The following is a 14,738-nucleotide window of genomic DNA, read 5'->3' as shown; positions in this document are numbered from 1 at the left end:
GCTTTCGGAGCGTCACGCAGCGGGCATGAACAGTTGTACGAAGGACCCAACCGGCGAGTACCCGGGGAGGAAGGGAAGCACTGTGACCGAGGGGGCCGGCCTGCGTGCCGGAGAGCTGCCCGACGACCTGACCGCGGCCGAGGCCGGTATGTGGCAGGCGTTCCGCAACGGCAGCGTCTACGACCTGAGCAGCGGCGACACCGTGGTGGACGATCCGCACGGCGGCCATCCCTGGGGCGAGGACCGGACCGTGCGGGCCCGGATCGTGTGCTGGCTGCTCCTGGACGGCCCGCCCGCGCTGGCCGGCCGCGTGTCGTCGCTGAAGCTCGCCGGCGTGCACATCAGCGGCTCCCTCGACCTCGCCGGCGGCACGGTGACGCCGTACGTCGAGATGCGCCGCTGCCGCTTCGAGCAGGACGTGCTGCTGCCGGAGGCCCGCTTCACGACCATGCGGCTGGTGGACTGCTCGGTGCCCCGGCTGGAGGCGGCCCGGGTGCAGACCGAGGGCGACCTGCACCTGCCGCGCTGCCGCTTCCACCGCGGCATCCGGCTGACCGACGCGCAGATCGGCACGGACCTGATGCTCAACCAGGCGATCGTGCACCGGGACCGCAGCGGCCGGTCGGTCGCCGCGGACGGCCTCACCGTCGGCCAGGACTTACAGGCCGAGCTGCTGGAGTCGCACGGCGAGCTGAGCCTGCGCGCCGCCACCATCGGCGTGTCGCTGAGCCTGCGCGGCGCCCGTCTGGCCAACCCGTACGCGCGGCTCGCGCTGAACGCCCCGCAGCTGACCGTCGAGCGCAGCCTGTACCTGACCCCGGCGGGCGTCGGCGCGCAGGCGATGAGCGGGATGACCCCGGCCCAGGGCACGCGCATCCAGCGGTTCGCGTGCGAGGGCGGGATCCGGCTGGACGACGGGCGGTTCGGCGACGCCGTCGACTTCGAGCAGGCGCGCTTCACTCTCACCGACGGCCAGGAGCTGTCGCTGCGCCGGGTGCAGACCCCGGAGCTGCGGTTCCTCGGGGAGCGGCCGGCGCGCGGCCGGGTGGTGCTGTCCGGGGCGAGGATCGTCAACCTGATGGACCGGGCGGACGCCTGGCCCGGCCCGGGGCGGCTGCACATGGGCGGCTTCGCCTACGAGAACCTGGTGCCGCGCGGGCCGTTCCCGCTGGCCGAGCGGCTGGACTGGGTGGCGGCGGCGACCGCCGAGTACAACCCGGAGCCGTACGAGCGGCTCGCCGCCGTGCTGCGGGCCGGCGGGGAGGACGAGGACGCCCGCGAGGTGCTGCTCGCCAAGCAGCGCCGGCACCGCGAGAGCCTGCCGCCGGCCGCCAAGCTGTGGGGCTACGCGCAGGACTGGACGGTCGCCTACGGGTACCGGCCGGGGCGGGCCGCGGTGTGGATGGCGGTGCTGTGGGCGGCGGGCTCGTTCGCCTTCGCCCAGGCGGGCCATCCGCCGATGAAGCGCGGCGAGCACCCGGAGTGGGACCCCGTCCTGTTCTCCCTCGATCTGCTGCTGCCGGTCATCGACCTGGGCCAGGTGGGCTTCTGGCAGCTGCGCGGGGGCTGGCAGTGGCTGGCGGCGGCGATGATCCTGCTGGGCTGGGTCCTGGCGACGACGGTGGCGGCGGGAGCGACCCGGCTGTTGCGGCGTAACTGATGGTGCGGATGTGACCCCCGTGACTGAACTGTCACGCCTTTACCTTCTCTTGACCGACCGCCGTACAACTTTCCGCGACTTCCCGGAACGATCTGGCGCCGTCATGACCAGCGGACTTTCAATGGTCGGCACCATGGCCATGCAGCTGCCGTTCATCCGCCCGGGCCGGATGACAAGGACCGCCCCCCACTCCGTCGCCGGGCCCCACCCCGACGACGAGGTGCTGCTCGACGCGCCCGACGCACGGCTGAGCCCGGCGCTGGTCGCCGCCGCCCGGGGCGATCACGGACCCGCCGCCGGGCTGCTCCTGGCCACGCGCGCGGCCGCCGAGTGGGAGCGGCGCGACCGGTACGTGACCCGGCTGGCCGCCTTCGCGCGCTCGCGCCCCGAGTGGCTGGACGCCTGGCTCGCCACCGCCCCGCAGGACCCCGACGCGCTGCTGGTGGGGGCCCAGCTGGCGGTGGACCGCGCCTGGCAGTCGCCGGCCCGGGCCGAGCTGCTGCGCGAGGTGAGCCCGCTGATCACGGCGGCGGCCCGGGGCGACCAGCGGGACCCGGTGCCGTGGCGGCTCGCGCTCGACCACGCGCGGGGCGCCCAGGCCGGGCACAAGTACTTCGAGGAGCTGTGGGCGGCGGCCGTCCGCCGCGCCCCGCACCACTACGGCTGCCATGTGGCGGCCCTGCGCTACCTGGCCACCTCCTGGCACGGCTCCCACCACGAGTGCTTCGACTTCGCCGACCGGGCCGCGCAGGACGCGCCCGCCGGCGCGCTCGTGCAGGCGCTGCCGCTGCGGGCGGCCTTCGGCTACCTCACCGACGACTGCGGGCCCGCCGACTGCGGACCCGAGGTGCCGCGCGAGCGGCTGGACGCGGCCGCCGACCGGGCCATCGCGCTGTCCCCGCTGCTGCCGGCCGCCGACCCCTGGCCCGCCCGGATGCGCAACCTGCTCATCTACGTCCTGGTGCGCCTGGAACGCTGGCCGGACGCCGCCGAACAGCTGCGTCTGAACGGCCCCTACGCCACCTCGTTCCCCTGGGAGCGGGTGTCGGACGACCCGCTCGGGCACTTCCTGCGGATCCGGGACGACATCCGGTCCGCGGCGGCCGCGGAGCCGTCCCGGCATCCACGGAGTGAACGCGGCGGACGAGACCGCACCGGCGACCATTAGGCTTTTGCGTCGTGACCACCGTCCGGCTCCCCCTCTTCCCCCTGAACTCGGTGCTGTTCCCGGGGCTCGTGCTCCCGCTCAACGTCTTCGAGGAGCGGTACCGCGCCATGATGCGCGAACTGCTGAAGACCCCGGAGGACGAACCGCGCCGGTTCGCCGTCGTGGCGATCCGCGACGGCCACGAGGTGGCCCCGAGCGCGCCTGGCATGCCCGACCCGACCGCCCTGCCCGAGCGGGGGCCCGCTGCCGGCTTCGGCACGGACCCGGCCAACGCCTTCCACAAGGTGGGCTGCATCGCGGACGCGGCCACGATCCGGGAGCGCACCGACGGCTCCTTCGAGGTGCTGGCGACGGGCACGACCCGGGTGAGGCTGCTGTCGGTCGAGGCGTCCGGCCCGTTCCTGACGGCGGAGCTGGAGACGCTGACGGAGGAGCCCGGCGACGAGGCCGCGCCCCTGGCCGAGGGGGTGCTGCGGTCCTTCCGGCAGTACCAGAAGCGGCTGGCCGGGGCGCGGGAACGCTCCCTGACGACCGGCGCCGAGCTGCCCGACGAGCCGGGCGTGGTGTCGTACCTGGTGGCCGCGGCGATGATGCTGGACACCCCGACCAAGCAGCGCCTGCTCCAGGCCCTCGACACCGCCTCCCGGCTGCGCGACGAGCTGAAACTCCTTCGCTCCGAGACGGCGATCATCCGTAGTCTGCCGTCGTTGCCGGCGTCGGACCTGACGCGCGGCACGACCAGTCTCAACTGAACGTCCCGAGCGAGCGGATCGCATGGCGAAGAAGTCGAAGAAGCAGCAGTCCGGCGGCACCCCCGCGACGGTGGCCCTCACGGCGGCGGGAGCGGAGTACACGGTCCACGCCTACGAGCACGATCCCGCGCACCCCTCCTACGGCGAGGAGGCGGCCGAGGCGATGGGCGTCTCGCCCGACCGCGTCTTCAAGACCCTGGTCGCGGACGTCGACGGCGCGCTGACGGTCGCGGTGGTGCCGGTGGCGGGCCAGCTGGACCTGAAGGCCCTGGCGGCGGCGGTGGGCGGCAAGCGCGCGACCATGGCCGACCCGGCCCTGGCGGAGCGCACGACGGGCTACGTCCGGGGCGGCATCTCGCCGCTCGGCCAGCGCAAGAAGCTCCCGACGGTCCTGGACGCGTCGGCATCGGCCCACGCCACGATCTGCGTGTCGGCGGGACGGAGGGGCCTGGAGGTGGAGCTGGCTCCGCGGACCCTGGCGAAACTGACGGACGCGGTACTGGCGCCGATCGGACGCGCCTAGGTCCTGTCCGCACCGGCCCTTCGTCCGCCCGGAGAGCGGGCCGCGCGGCGTCCGGTGCGCGCCCACGGCGTGCCGGGCGCAGTCCCTCGTACGGGGCCGTACTCGGGACCGAGCCCGGTGCGGCGGGAGTGCGTGCCGGGCGTCGCGGGGCAGGAGGGGCGTTGCGGACCCGGTCCGGCCCGCGGGCCGTGCCGGGCGCTGCCGGGGTGGGTGCTCAGGCAGCCGGCTTGGTCGGATAGGCCTCGTGCGCGAACTCCGGCTCGGGATCCCGCGGCCCGAACAGTGCCGTGAGCCCCAGATGCACCACCAGCGCGGCGAGCGGCCAGGCCAGCAACGCCCCCTTGGCCCCGAGCTTCAGCGGCGCGGAGAACGTCACGCCCCGCCCCACCTCGCGCGCCTGCGCGACGACGTCCTCCGCGGGCCCGAGCCACACCCCGATCCGCCAGGCCAGCAGCGACCCGAGCAGTCCTCCGACGGCGAGGCCCACCACGAGCGGCACACCGCCGCGCCGCCGCAGCAGGAACACCACGAGCGCGCTCACGAGCCCGAAGCCCAGCCCGAGCAGCGTGAACGTCCCGTCCACCCCGACGGCCTGCTCCCCCTCGGTGTCCTTGAGGTAGACGACCCAGTTCCCGTCCGTCACGTCCCCGACGAGCGGCACGTGCGGCGCGAGCCACCACCACAGCACGCCCAGCAGCACCCCGCCGAGCGCCACGGCCACGGCGACCAGCCCGGCCTCCCGCACCTCGGTCTTCATCCCGGGGCCGTCCTGTCCGTACGAGCCGTGCCCGGTGTACTCGGCGTACTGAGAGCCGGGAGCCGGAGCCCCGGAGGCGCCGGGCGCCCCGGACGGCGGCTGCCACGAACCCTGTGCGGAATGCTCATGCGGTGGCGGCGGCGGAGTCAGCGGTGCGGTCACCCTGCCATCGTGCCAGGCCCGCCTGTGCGCCGCGTCACCGGACGACGCCTCCCCGCTCACCGGACGGCCGCCCGCCGGTACGCCCAGGTCGCCACGGCCAGCGAGACGACACCCACCAGACCGCACACGGCGAGGTCGCCGAGCACGAACGCCCAGTCCGGGTCAGGCCCGAACGTGCGCGCGAAGGCCTCGACACCGTACGTCGACGGCAGCAGGTCCCGCGCGAAGCGCACGGCCTCGGGCATCCGGTCCGCGGGCAGCACGCCCAGCAGCAGCGCGGCCGACATGCCCAGCTGTCCGAGCAGCGTGGCCAGCTCCGGCCGGGGCGCGAGCAGCCCCAGCGCGGCCCCGAGCCCGGCGAGCGCGGCGCCCGCCAGCGGGATCACGGCCAGGAGGATCCACAGGTGGGCCAGCGGCAGCCCGAACAGCACACAGCCGAACACCGCCGTCACGACGGTCCCGGGCACGGTGAAGGACGCGTAGGCGCCCGCCGCGCCCAGCACCACCGCCGCGGGCGGCACGGGCAGGGTCGCGTAGTGGTCGAGCCCGCCGCTGGCGCGCAGCTGCCCGAAGTACTGCGCGAGCAGGTTCAGCGCGACGAAGGCCACCACGAGCACCGACGACCCGGCGACGACCGCCTGCGCCTCGGCCCCGTCGTCCACGACCCCGCGCATCAGGATCATGATCCCGACGGACTGGAAGGTCGCCACGAACAGCAGCGGGATCCGCGCGACCCGCGCCCGGGACAGCTGGGCCCGGTACACGGCCGCCAGCGACGGCCACAGCCGCGCCCGGGGCCCGAGCTCGGCCGCGCCCGCGGCGGGCTCCTCCACGGCCAGGGCACTGCCCGGCAGGACATCGGCGGGTACGACACTCACGTCGCGCTGCTCCCCTTCGTCGGGTCCACTGCGGCAGTCGCCCTGTTCGGTACGTACGCGGCGGCCCGCACGCTCACCACCACCGCGTACCGGGCCTCCGCCTTCCGGGCCCCCGCACTCGGGGCCTCGGGATTGCTCACGTGCCTCACGCCTTCACCAGCCCTTGCTGTGCGGCACCGCCCAGCGCCAGGTAGACGTCCTCCAGGCTCGGCGTGGCCAGCGTGAAGTCGTCCAGGGCGGCGAACGCGGCCCCTCCGGTGACGGTCGCGACGACCGCCCGGGCCTCCTCGGGCCCGAGCCGCAGCGTCCAGCGGCGGCCCGACTCCACGGCCCGGTCGCGCAGGGCGGCCACCTCGGGCACGTGCAGCGGGGCCACGTCCCGCCACACCAGGTCGACCCGCACCTCACCGGCGACCTGCTCCTTGAGCCCGGCGGGCGTGTCACAGGCGATCACCCGCCCCCGGTCCAGGACGGCCACCCGGTCCAGTACGGTCTCGGCCTCGATGACGTTGTGGGTGACGAGCAGCACGGTCGTCCCGCGCTCGGCCCGCCGCCGGTCGACCGCGGACCACACGGCCCGCCGCGCCACCGGGTCCATACCGGTGGTCGGCTCGTCGAGCACCAGCAGCGGCCGCTCCCCCACCAGGGCGGCGGCGAAGCACGCCAGCCGCCGCTGACCGCCGGAGAGTTTCTTCAGCGGCCGCCCCGCGAGCGGGGTGAGGCCCAGCTCGTCGAGGACGGCGTCGCGCTCGGCGCGCGCCCGCCGGACGTCCAGGCCGCGCAGCCGTCCGGTGGTCTCGGCGGCGAGCGACACGGTCAGTTCGTCCAGCGCGGTCGACTCCTGGCCGAGATAGGCGAGGATCCGCGCGGCCCGCTCGGGGTGGCGCACGATGTCGTGCCCGAGGATCTCCACGCTGCCGCCGTCGGGCCGCATCAGCCCGGTGAGCTGGCGCACGAGGGTGGACTTGCCGGCCCCGTTCGGGCCCAGCAGGCCGAAGATCTCGCCGCGGCGGATCTCCAGCCGTACGTCGTCGGTGGCCCGGACCTCGGGAGTGGCGGGCGCACCGCGCCGGCCCCGGACGGCCGGGTAGGTCTTGGTCAGCCCGCGCACCGCGCACACGATGTCGCCATCGTGCCGAAATGCCTGTGCCGCGCGCGTACTCACAAGGGACGAGACTACGGGGTCGGCGGCCCCGGTCCGCCCTCGGGTCGGCCGACGGCGGGAAATCCGCCGGCGAAGTCGTCAGTCGCCGACGGGGGTGTGCTCCACGCCCGTGCGCACACCGATCTCCTTCCAGAAGCCGGCCCGGATGGCGTAGCGGTCGCGCTCGTCGATCTGGTCGTCCTTGTGGGCGAGCAGCCCGAACCGGGCGGCGTAGCGCAGCAGCTCGCCGTCGACCCGGTGCGGGATGCGCGGGTACATCCCGGACAGTTTCTGCAGGTGACCCTGGTCACCGAGGCGTTCCACCCAGCGCCGGGCGAAGACCTGGCCCACCTCGAAAGGGTCGCCGCCGACCGTGGTGATGTCCTCCTCGCGGTCGGCCCAGCGCTGCTCGGCGGTGGTCAGCTGGGCGAGCGTCGGCATCGAGGCGGCCTCGGGGGGCTCGGCCGCGGGCCGGTCGACCCAGCCTTTGTCGGAGGACCAGCGGAGGGTGGCGGAGGCGGGGGGCTGGGCGGGCTGGGGGCCGGGGGCGCGCAGGGCTGCCAGGTCCTTGGGCGTGGGGACCCCTTTGGCGGCGGGCACCCGTTCCTCGCTGCCGTTCTGCTCGGGGCCGGGCCCGGGGTGCGGGGGCTGCGGGGCGGGCCGCTCGGGCGGGGCGGCGAGGGCCGAGTCGGGCAGCGGCGCGGAGAGGATCGCGGCGATCTCGGGCCGGGGCGCGGGCTGCGGGGCGCACACCCCCGTGAAGTCCTTGGCCCGGACGGCCTTGGTGATCCACGTACGGTCCAGGACGCGCCGCTCGTCGGCCTCGGCGACCAGGTCCTCGGACTGGTTGTAGTCGCCGTCGGCGGCCTGGACGGCCCACAGGTGGACGGCGACGCCGTGCTCCTTGGCGGCCATCATGCCGGGCAGCAGGTCACCGTCGCCGGTGACCAGGACGACGTCGGAGCAGGCGCGGTTGCGTGCCAGTTCGGTCAGCTCGGCGTGCATGGCGGCGTCCACGCCCTTCTGCGCCCAGCGGCCGTCGCTGCGGGTCAGGGCGCCGAGCCGGACGGTGACCCGGGGCATCACGCGCAGCCTGCGGTGCTCGGGCTGCGGGACGCGGTCGGGGGCGCCGTCGAACCAGTAGATGCGCAACAGCGGCTGCTGTGTGTCGGACTCGGCGCGCTCACGCAACCCCTGGATGAGGGCTGTGTGGTCGACCGTGATGCGGGACCGCGAAGGCTCCCCGGCGAGGAGACTCGCCGCGGCTCCCAGCAGATACCCGGCGTCCACCAGGACGATGCAGCGGTCCACGCGACTCACCCTCTTCCCAGGCGGTTTGCTTCGGGGCTCGCTTCGAGTCTGCCCGACGGCGCGGAGGTTAACGGCCGGAACTCGATCTTCGGCGTGGCGTTTCGCCCCGTCCTGCTCCGACTCCCCCTGTCACGCAGGGTAATTGTCCGACATGCGATCGTTGTCCGTCTGTGTGAATCTGGTCCCGGCCCTGGCCCCTAGATCCCCCACAGGAGGCATCACCATGGCCAAGAACAAGAACCGTGACCGTAAGCAGCAGCGTCCGACCGAGCGCGGGCAGCGGGCGGACCGCAGCCCCGCCGCGGAGGCGGAGCCCCAGACCGAGGTCGAGCTGACCCCCGGCGACGTGGCGACCCGCAAGCGGAAGCGCAGCTTCGGCCACAACTGACATCTGGGTGACGGGTTTTGAGACCCACGCACCTGCGTGAGGGGCGTACCAGGTACCGGGTACGCCCCTCAGGCGCGTCGAGAGCCGCCGCGGCCCCGGTCAGCCCGCCAGGCAGGACGGGCCGAGCAGCACCTTCAGGTCGCCGAAGAGCGCCGGGTCGGGCTTCACCCGGTGCCGGTCCAGGCGCAGCACGGTCGTCTTGGTCGGCCCCTGCAGCCTGATCCGGACCTCGCTGTCGCCCTTGTGGTGGCTGAGCACCTCGCCGAGGCGGCTGACCAGCGGCGGGGTGACCCGGGTGGCCGGGATGGTGAGGACCACGGGCGCGTTGGTGCCCGCGTTGGACAGGTCCGGGACCATCAGCTCCATCGCGACCAGCCGCGGCACGTCCTCGCGCTTGTCCAGGCGGCCCTTGACGAACACCACGGCGTCCTCGACCAGTTGGGTCGACACGAGCTGGTAGGTCGCGGGGAAGAACATGCACTCGATCGAGCCGGCCAGGTCCTCGACGGTGGCGATCGCCCAGGCGTTGCCCTGCTTGGTCATCTTGCGCTGCAGGCCCGAGATGATGCCGCCGATGGTGACGACCGCGCCGTCCGCGTGCTCACCGCCGGTCAGCTGGGAGATGCCCGCGTCGGCCTTGTCGGACAGGATGTGCTCCAGGCCGAACAGCGGGTGGTCGGAGACGTACAGACCGAGCATCTCCCGCTCCTGGGCGAGCAGATAGGTCTTGTCCCACTCGTCGGTGGAGAACTCCACGTCGAGCCCGAAGCCCGGCTCGCTGGTCTCGGCCTCGCCCATGCCGCCGAAGAGGTCGAACTGTCCCTCGGCCTCCTTGCGCTTGACCGCGACCACGTTGTCGATCATCGGCTCGTACTGGGCGGTGAGGCCCTTGCGGGTGTGGCCCAGGGAGTCGAAGGCACCGGCCTTGATCAGCGATTCGGTGGTGCGCTTGTTGCAGACCACCGCCTCCACCTTGTCCAGGTAGTCCGGGAAGGACGTGTACTTCCCCTTCGCCTTGCGGCACCTGATGATCGACTCGACCACGTTCGTGCCGACGTTGCGGACGGCGGACAGGCCGAAGAGGATCACGTCGTCGCCCTGGGCCGCGAAGTTGGACATCGACTCGTTGACGTTCGGCGGGAGCACCCGGATGCCCATGCGGCGGCACTCGTTGAGGTAGACGGCCGACTTGTCCTTGTCGTCCTTCACGGACGTCAGGAGCGCGGCCATGTACTCGGCGGGGTGGTTCGCCTTGAGGTAGGCCGTCCAGTACGAGACGAGTCCGTACGCGGCGGAGTGCGCCTTGTTGAACGCGTAGCCGGCGAAGGGGACCAGCACGTCCCACAGGGCCTGGATGGCCTCGTCGCTGAAGCCCTTCTTGCGGGCGCCCTCCTGGAACAGGACGAAGTTCTTCGCCAGTTCCTCGGGCTTCTTCTTGCCCATCACGCGGCGGAGGATGTCGGCCTCGCCGAGCGAGTAGCCGGCGATGATCTGGGCGGCCTTCTGCACCTGCTCCTGGTAGACGATCAGGCCGTAGGTGACGTCCAGGACCTCCTTGAGCGGCTCCTCCAGCTCGGGGTGGATGGGCGTGATCTCCTGCTGGCCGTTCTTGCGCAGCGCGTAGTTCGTGTGGGAGTTCATGCCCATGGGGCCCGGGCGGTACAGGGCCGACACGGCGGAGATGTCTTCGAAGTTGTCCGGCTTCATCAGCCGGAGCAGGGAGCGCATGGGGCCGCCGTCGAACTGGAAGACGCCGAGGGTGTCGCCGCGCTGGAGCAGTTCGAAGGTCGTGGGATCGTCGAGCGGGAGGCTCAACAGATCGATGTCGATCCCCTTGTTGGACTTCACCATCTTGACGGCGTCGTCCATGATCGTCAGGTTGCGCAGGCCCAGGAAGTCCATCTTCAGCAGGCCGAGCGACTCGCAGCTCGGGTAGTCCCACTGCGTGATGGTCACGCCGTCGGTGTGCCGGACCCAGACGGGCACGTGGTCGGTGATGGTCTCGCTGGACATGATCACGCCGGCGGCGTGCACGCCCATCTGCCGCACCAGGCCCTCGACGCCCTTGGCGGTGTCGATGACCTTCTTCACGTCCGGCTCGTTCTCGTACATCGCCCGGACCTCGCCCGCCTCCGAGTAGCGCGGGTGGTTCGGGTCGGTGATGCCGTCCAGGTTGATGCCCTTGCCGAGGACGTCGGCGGGCATGGCCTTGGTGATGCGGTCGCCCATCGCGTACGGGTAGCCCAGCACGCGCGCGGAGTCCTTGATCGCGTTCTTGGCCTTGATGGTGCCGTACGTGCCGATCATGGCGACCTTGTCGGCGCCGTACTTCTCCGTCACGTACCGGATCACCTCCACGCGCCGGCGCTCGTCGAAGTCGATGTCGACGTCGGGCATGGAGATGCGCTCGGGGTTGAGGAACCGCTCGAAGATCAGACCGTGCGGGATGGGGTCGAGGTCGGTGATGCCGAGGGCGTAGGCGACGATCGAGCCGGCCGCCGAGCCCCGGCCGGGGCCGACCGCGATGCCCTGCTTCTTGGCCCACATGATGAAGTCGGCGACCACGAGGAAGTAGCCCGGGAAGCCCATCGAGATGATGGTGTCCATCTCGTACTCGACCTGCTTCATGCGGTCGTCCGGGATGCCGTCCGGGAAGCGGCGGTGCATGCCGCGCAGGGTCTCCTCGCGGAACCAGCTGACCTCGGTGTACCCCTCCGGGATGTCGAACTTGGGCATGAGGTCGCGCTTTTCGAACATGCCCGTGGTGTCGACCATCTCGGCGATCAGCCGGGTGTTGGCGCAGCCCTCCTGCCAGGCGTCCGAGGAGTCAATGGCGTACATCTCGTCCGTGGACTTCAGGTAGTAGCCGGTGCCGTCGAACTTGAAGCGGTCCGGGTCGGAGAGGTTCTTGCCGGTCTGGATGCACAGCAGCGCGTCGTGGGCGGTCGCCTCGTGCGCGTAGGTGTAGTGCGAGTCGTTGGTGACCAGCGGGGGGATGCCGAGCTTCCTGCCGATCTCCAGCAGGCCGTCGCGGACCCGGTGCTCGATCTCGATGCCGTGGTCCATCAGCTCCAGGAAGTAGCGGTCCTTGCCGAAGATGTCCTGGTAGTCGGCGGCGGCCTTCAGGGCCTCGTCGAAGTGGCCGAGGCGCAGCCGGGTCTGGACCTCGCCGGAGGGGCAGCCGGTGGAGGCGACGATGCCCTCGGACCACTGGGCGATGGTCTCCTTGTCCATCCGGGGCCACTTCTGCAGCCAGCCCTCCGCGTAGGCGTCGGAGGACAGCCGGAAGAGGTTGTGCAGGCCGGTCCTGTTCACCGCCCACATCGTCTTGTGGGTGTAACCACCGGAACCGGAGACGTCGTCCCGCTTCTGGTGCGGCTGGCCCCACTGGATCTTGCGCTTGTTGCGGCGCGACTCGGGCGCGACATACGCCTCGATCCCGATGATCGGGGTGATCCCGGCCTTCTGCGCGGAGTGGTAGAAGTCGTACGCCCCGTGGAGGTTGCCGTGGTCGGACATGGCGATGTGCGTCATGCCCATCTCGTTGCACGCGTCGAACATGTCCTTCAGCCGCGCGGCACCGTCCAGCAGCGAGTACTGGGTGTGGACGTGCAGGTGCGTGAACGGCGGCTTTGACACGGCTGCGGCCTCCAGGAGAAACACGGGTCGAATGGGGTCCGACAGGCTGCGGACAGTCTGGGGGACAGCGTCGAAGTCTATGCCTCTGCAGTGACACGCGGAGGCCTGACCCGCGTACCTTCGTGCGGGGGCCGCGGGCACTCGCGCACACCCCCGCACGTTAGGCAGAGGGCGGACCTGCCGCCCGAGACGCATGCACCAGGAGGCACCCAGCGATGTCGTTCCCGCAGCTCGACGACGAGCACCGCGGTGAGGAGATCCTCGCCGTCTTCGACACCGCCTTCGGCCAGCTGCTGGCCGCCGACCCGGCCGCGTTCCGCGTGAAGTTCCGGAAGATGGCGGCCTCGGCCTTCGCCTTCTACCGGGGCACGGCGTGCCTCTTCTACCACGACCTCGACCGCCACGGGATCCTGAGCGGCCCCTACCTCGACGAGCGGACCTCGCGCGTGTGGATCCACGGCGACCTGCACGCCGAGAACTTCGGCACCTACATGGACGCCAACGGCCGCCTGATCTTCAACGTCAACGACTTCGACGAGGCCTACGTGGGCCCCTTCACGTGGGACCTGGCCCGCTTCGCGGCGTCCATCGCGCTGATCGGGTACGCCAAGGCGCTCAGCGACGAGCAGATCACCGAGCTGGTGGGGGTGTACGCGGCCGCCTACCGGGAGCGGATCCACGCGCTGGCCACGGGAGCCAAGAGCGACGAGGTGCCGCCGTTCACGCTGGACACCGCGCAGGGCCCGCTGCTGGACGTGCTGCGCGACGCCCGCTCGCTGACCCGCTTCGGGCTGCTGGAGTCGATGACGGAGATCCGCGACTTCGAGCGCCGCTTCGCGCCGGGCGGCGGCTCGGTCGAGCTGGACGCGGCCACGCGCTACAAGGTCCTCGCGGCCTTCGACGGCTATCTGGAGACGCTTCCCGACAGCTCCCTGGCCCGCCCCGACTCCTACCGCGTGAAGGACGTCGTCGGCCGTCGCGGCATCGGCATCGGGTCGGCGGGGCTGCCGTCGTACAACATCCTCCTGGAGGGCCACAGCGACGCCCTGGAGAACGATGTCGTGATCTACATCAAGCAGGCCCAGACCCCGGCCGTCTCCCGGCACATCACGGACCGGGCGATCCGCGACTACTTCCAGCACGAGGGGCACCGCACGGTCATCTCCCAGCGCGCCCTCCAGGCGCACGCCGACCCGTGGCTGGGCTGGACCGAGCTGGACGGCGCGGGCCAGCTGGTCGCCGAGGTCTCGCCGTACGCGGTGGACCTCGACTGGGGCGACATCGACGACCCGGAGGAGATCGCCCAGGTGGTGGCCGACCTCGGCCGGGCGACGGCCACGATGCACGCGGCGGCGGACGACCAGTCCGGCGAGTCCCTGGTGCCGTTCTCCACGGAGCGGGCCATCGACGCGGCGATCGCGGCCGACGAGGAGGGCTTCGCGCCCCTGCTGGTCGACTTCGCCCACGGCTACGGCGCACGCGCGCGTGCCGACCACCAGACCTTCGTGGACCTGTTCCGCAACGGCCGGATCCCGGGTCTGTGACGGGAACGGCTCACACAGGCATCCTTTAGGGGTCCCTTACAGGGCCCCGTGACAGACTCTTCTCTCGCTATGGACATATCCGGGATCCCGCTCAGAGCCGTACGCGCGGCGCTGTTCACGGCCGTGGTCGTGACGCTCAGCACCGCGTCGCACGTCCTGCTGTCGCGGGTCCCGCTGCCGGTGGGCACGGTGGCGGCGGTCGCCGCCGCGGTGTTCGTCCCGGCGTACGCCCTGGCGGGCCGCGAGCGCTCCTTCGGGCGGATCGCCGCCCTGCTGATCCCGCTGGAGCTGGCCGCCGACACGGTGTTCACCACGGGACAGCACGCCTGCTACGGCCGCGCGGGCGGCCCGGTCGCGGGCCCGCTGCGCTCGGTCGGCCTGGACGTCCTCTGCGGCGGCGGCGAGGTCGGCACACCGCTCGCCCGGATGGCCGGGGCCACCGGCACGGACCGGCTCGCGGCCGTGGTCGCCCACGCCGACCCGGCCACCGCCTGGGTGCTGCTCGGGGCGCACCTCGGCGTCGGCCTCACCGCCGCCGTCTGGCTGCGCCGCGGCGAGCGGGCCCTGGCCCAGCTGCTGCGGGCGGTGACGGCGACGACGTTCCGGCCGCTGCTGCTGGCCGTCGCCGCGGTGACGGTACGGCGGCGGCCGGCCGGCCACCGGCTGCCCGCGCGCCCCGCCGGCCGCACCTCCACCGCCCGCGACCTGGTTCTCGCGTACTCCCTGGGACGGCGTGGACCGCCGTGCTCCCCCGCCCACGCCTGAGGCACCCGCCGTCCCGCACGGCACGTACGAGCACGAACAGTCCCCTT

At 72.4% G+C, this 14,738-nt stretch carries 11 protein-coding genes and 1 pseudogene; 7 read left to right on the top strand and 5 right to left on the bottom strand.

Features of this window, described 5'->3' with window-relative positions:
* The first annotated feature begins 82 nt into the window (after positions 1 to 82).
* From ACPXCS_RS19415 to ybaK, 4 genes are all read left to right on the top strand, one after another.
* Entirely contained in the window at positions 83 to 1,660 is a 1,578-nt protein-coding gene (locus ACPXCS_RS19415; RefSeq protein WP_425945481.1) for an oxidoreductase, read from the top strand.
* Between the two features lie 121 nt (positions 1,661 to 1,781).
* Positions 1,782 to 2,828, top strand: a complete 1,047-nt coding sequence (locus tag ACPXCS_RS19410) for a hypothetical protein (RefSeq protein WP_425945764.1) — start codon at positions 1,782 to 1,784, stop codon at positions 2,826 to 2,828.
* An 11-nt stretch (positions 2,829 to 2,839) separates the two neighbouring features.
* On the top strand, positions 2,840 to 3,580 hold the full coding sequence (locus tag ACPXCS_RS19405) for an LON peptidase substrate-binding domain-containing protein (RefSeq protein WP_425945480.1): 741 nt from the start codon (positions 2,840 to 2,842) through the stop codon (positions 3,578 to 3,580).
* 22 nt (positions 3,581 to 3,602) lie between these two features.
* Positions 3,603 to 4,103: a Cys-tRNA(Pro) deacylase gene (ybaK, locus tag ACPXCS_RS19400; RefSeq protein ID WP_425945479.1), complete on the top strand. Its 501-nt coding sequence runs from the start codon at positions 3,603 to 3,605 to the stop codon at positions 4,101 to 4,103.
* A gap of 214 nt (positions 4,104 to 4,317) precedes the next feature.
* Here the strand turns inward: ybaK and ACPXCS_RS19395 are convergent, their stop codons facing one another.
* From ACPXCS_RS19395 to ACPXCS_RS19380, 4 genes and pseudogenes are all read right to left on the bottom strand, one after another.
* The gene (locus ACPXCS_RS19395; protein WP_425945478.1) at positions 4,318 to 5,022 is read right to left on the bottom strand and encodes an AAA family ATPase; all 705 of its coding nucleotides are present in this window, start codon (positions 5,020 to 5,022) and stop codon (positions 4,318 to 4,320) included.
* Between the two features lie 56 nt (positions 5,023 to 5,078).
* Complete coding sequence (locus tag ACPXCS_RS19390; RefSeq protein ID WP_425945477.1) at positions 5,079 to 5,900, bottom strand: ABC transporter permease; 822 nt, start codon at positions 5,898 to 5,900, stop codon at positions 5,079 to 5,081.
* 145 nt (positions 5,901 to 6,045) lie between these two features.
* Positions 6,046 to 6,921 (bottom strand): annotated as a pseudogene (locus ACPXCS_RS19385) (ABC transporter ATP-binding protein); the annotation flags it as partial.
* A 222-nt stretch (positions 6,922 to 7,143) separates the two neighbouring features.
* Positions 7,144 to 8,355: an NYN domain-containing protein gene (locus ACPXCS_RS19380; RefSeq protein ID WP_425945476.1), complete on the bottom strand. Its 1,212-nt coding sequence runs from the start codon at positions 8,353 to 8,355 to the stop codon at positions 7,144 to 7,146.
* A gap of 223 nt (positions 8,356 to 8,578) precedes the next feature.
* On the opposite strand from ACPXCS_RS19380, the gene ACPXCS_RS19375 reads away from it, so the two are divergent.
* Positions 8,579 to 8,743: a hypothetical protein gene (locus ACPXCS_RS19375; RefSeq protein WP_425945475.1), complete on the top strand. Its 165-nt coding sequence runs from the start codon at positions 8,579 to 8,581 to the stop codon at positions 8,741 to 8,743.
* Positions 8,744 to 8,842: 99 nt separating this feature from the next.
* On the opposite strand, the gene dnaE is transcribed toward ACPXCS_RS19375, so the two are convergent.
* Positions 8,843 to 12,382 carry a DNA polymerase III subunit alpha gene (gene dnaE, locus ACPXCS_RS19370; protein WP_425945474.1) on the bottom strand — a complete coding sequence of 1,180 codons (3,540 nt, stop codon included), beginning with the start codon at positions 12,380 to 12,382 and terminating at the stop codon, positions 8,843 to 8,845.
* 215 nt (positions 12,383 to 12,597) lie between these two features.
* Here dnaE and ACPXCS_RS19365 point away from each other — a divergent pair, with 215 nt between their 5' ends.
* Both ACPXCS_RS19365 and ACPXCS_RS19360 read left to right on the top strand, forming a co-directional pair.
* Positions 12,598 to 13,926, top strand: coding sequence for a DUF2252 domain-containing protein (locus tag ACPXCS_RS19365; RefSeq protein WP_425945473.1), 1,329 nt, complete (start codon positions 12,598 to 12,600; stop codon positions 13,924 to 13,926).
* Positions 13,927 to 13,995: 69 nt separating this feature from the next.
* Positions 13,996 to 14,691, top strand: coding sequence for a hypothetical protein (locus tag ACPXCS_RS19360; protein ID WP_425945472.1), 696 nt, complete (start codon positions 13,996 to 13,998; stop codon positions 14,689 to 14,691).
* Positions 14,692 to 14,738 lie beyond the last annotated feature (47 nt).

It is taken from the genome of Streptomyces sp. DT190, from assembly GCF_049846985.1.
GTDB lineage: Bacteria > Actinomycetota > Actinomycetes > Streptomycetales > Streptomycetaceae > Streptomyces.
The sequence above is the reverse complement of the archived record's forward strand: the minus strand, read 5'-3'. Positions and strand labels throughout refer to the sequence as shown.

Coding starts and splice junctions, on each gene's coding strand:
- ACPXCS_RS19410 (WP_425945764.1), top strand. CDS start 1,782: ATGGTCGGCACCATGGCCATGCAGCTGCCGTTCATCCGCCCGGGCCGG.
- ybaK (WP_425945479.1), top strand. CDS start 3,603: ATGGCGAAGAAGTCGAAGAAGCAGCAGTCCGGCGGCACCCCCGCGACG.
- ACPXCS_RS19375 (WP_425945475.1), top strand. CDS start 8,579: ATGGCCAAGAACAAGAACCGTGACCGTAAGCAGCAGCGTCCGACCGAG.
- ACPXCS_RS19365 (WP_425945473.1), top strand. CDS start 12,598: ATGTCGTTCCCGCAGCTCGACGACGAGCACCGCGGTGAGGAGATCCTC.
- ACPXCS_RS19360 (WP_425945472.1), top strand. CDS start 13,996: ATGGACATATCCGGGATCCCGCTCAGAGCCGTACGCGCGGCGCTGTTC.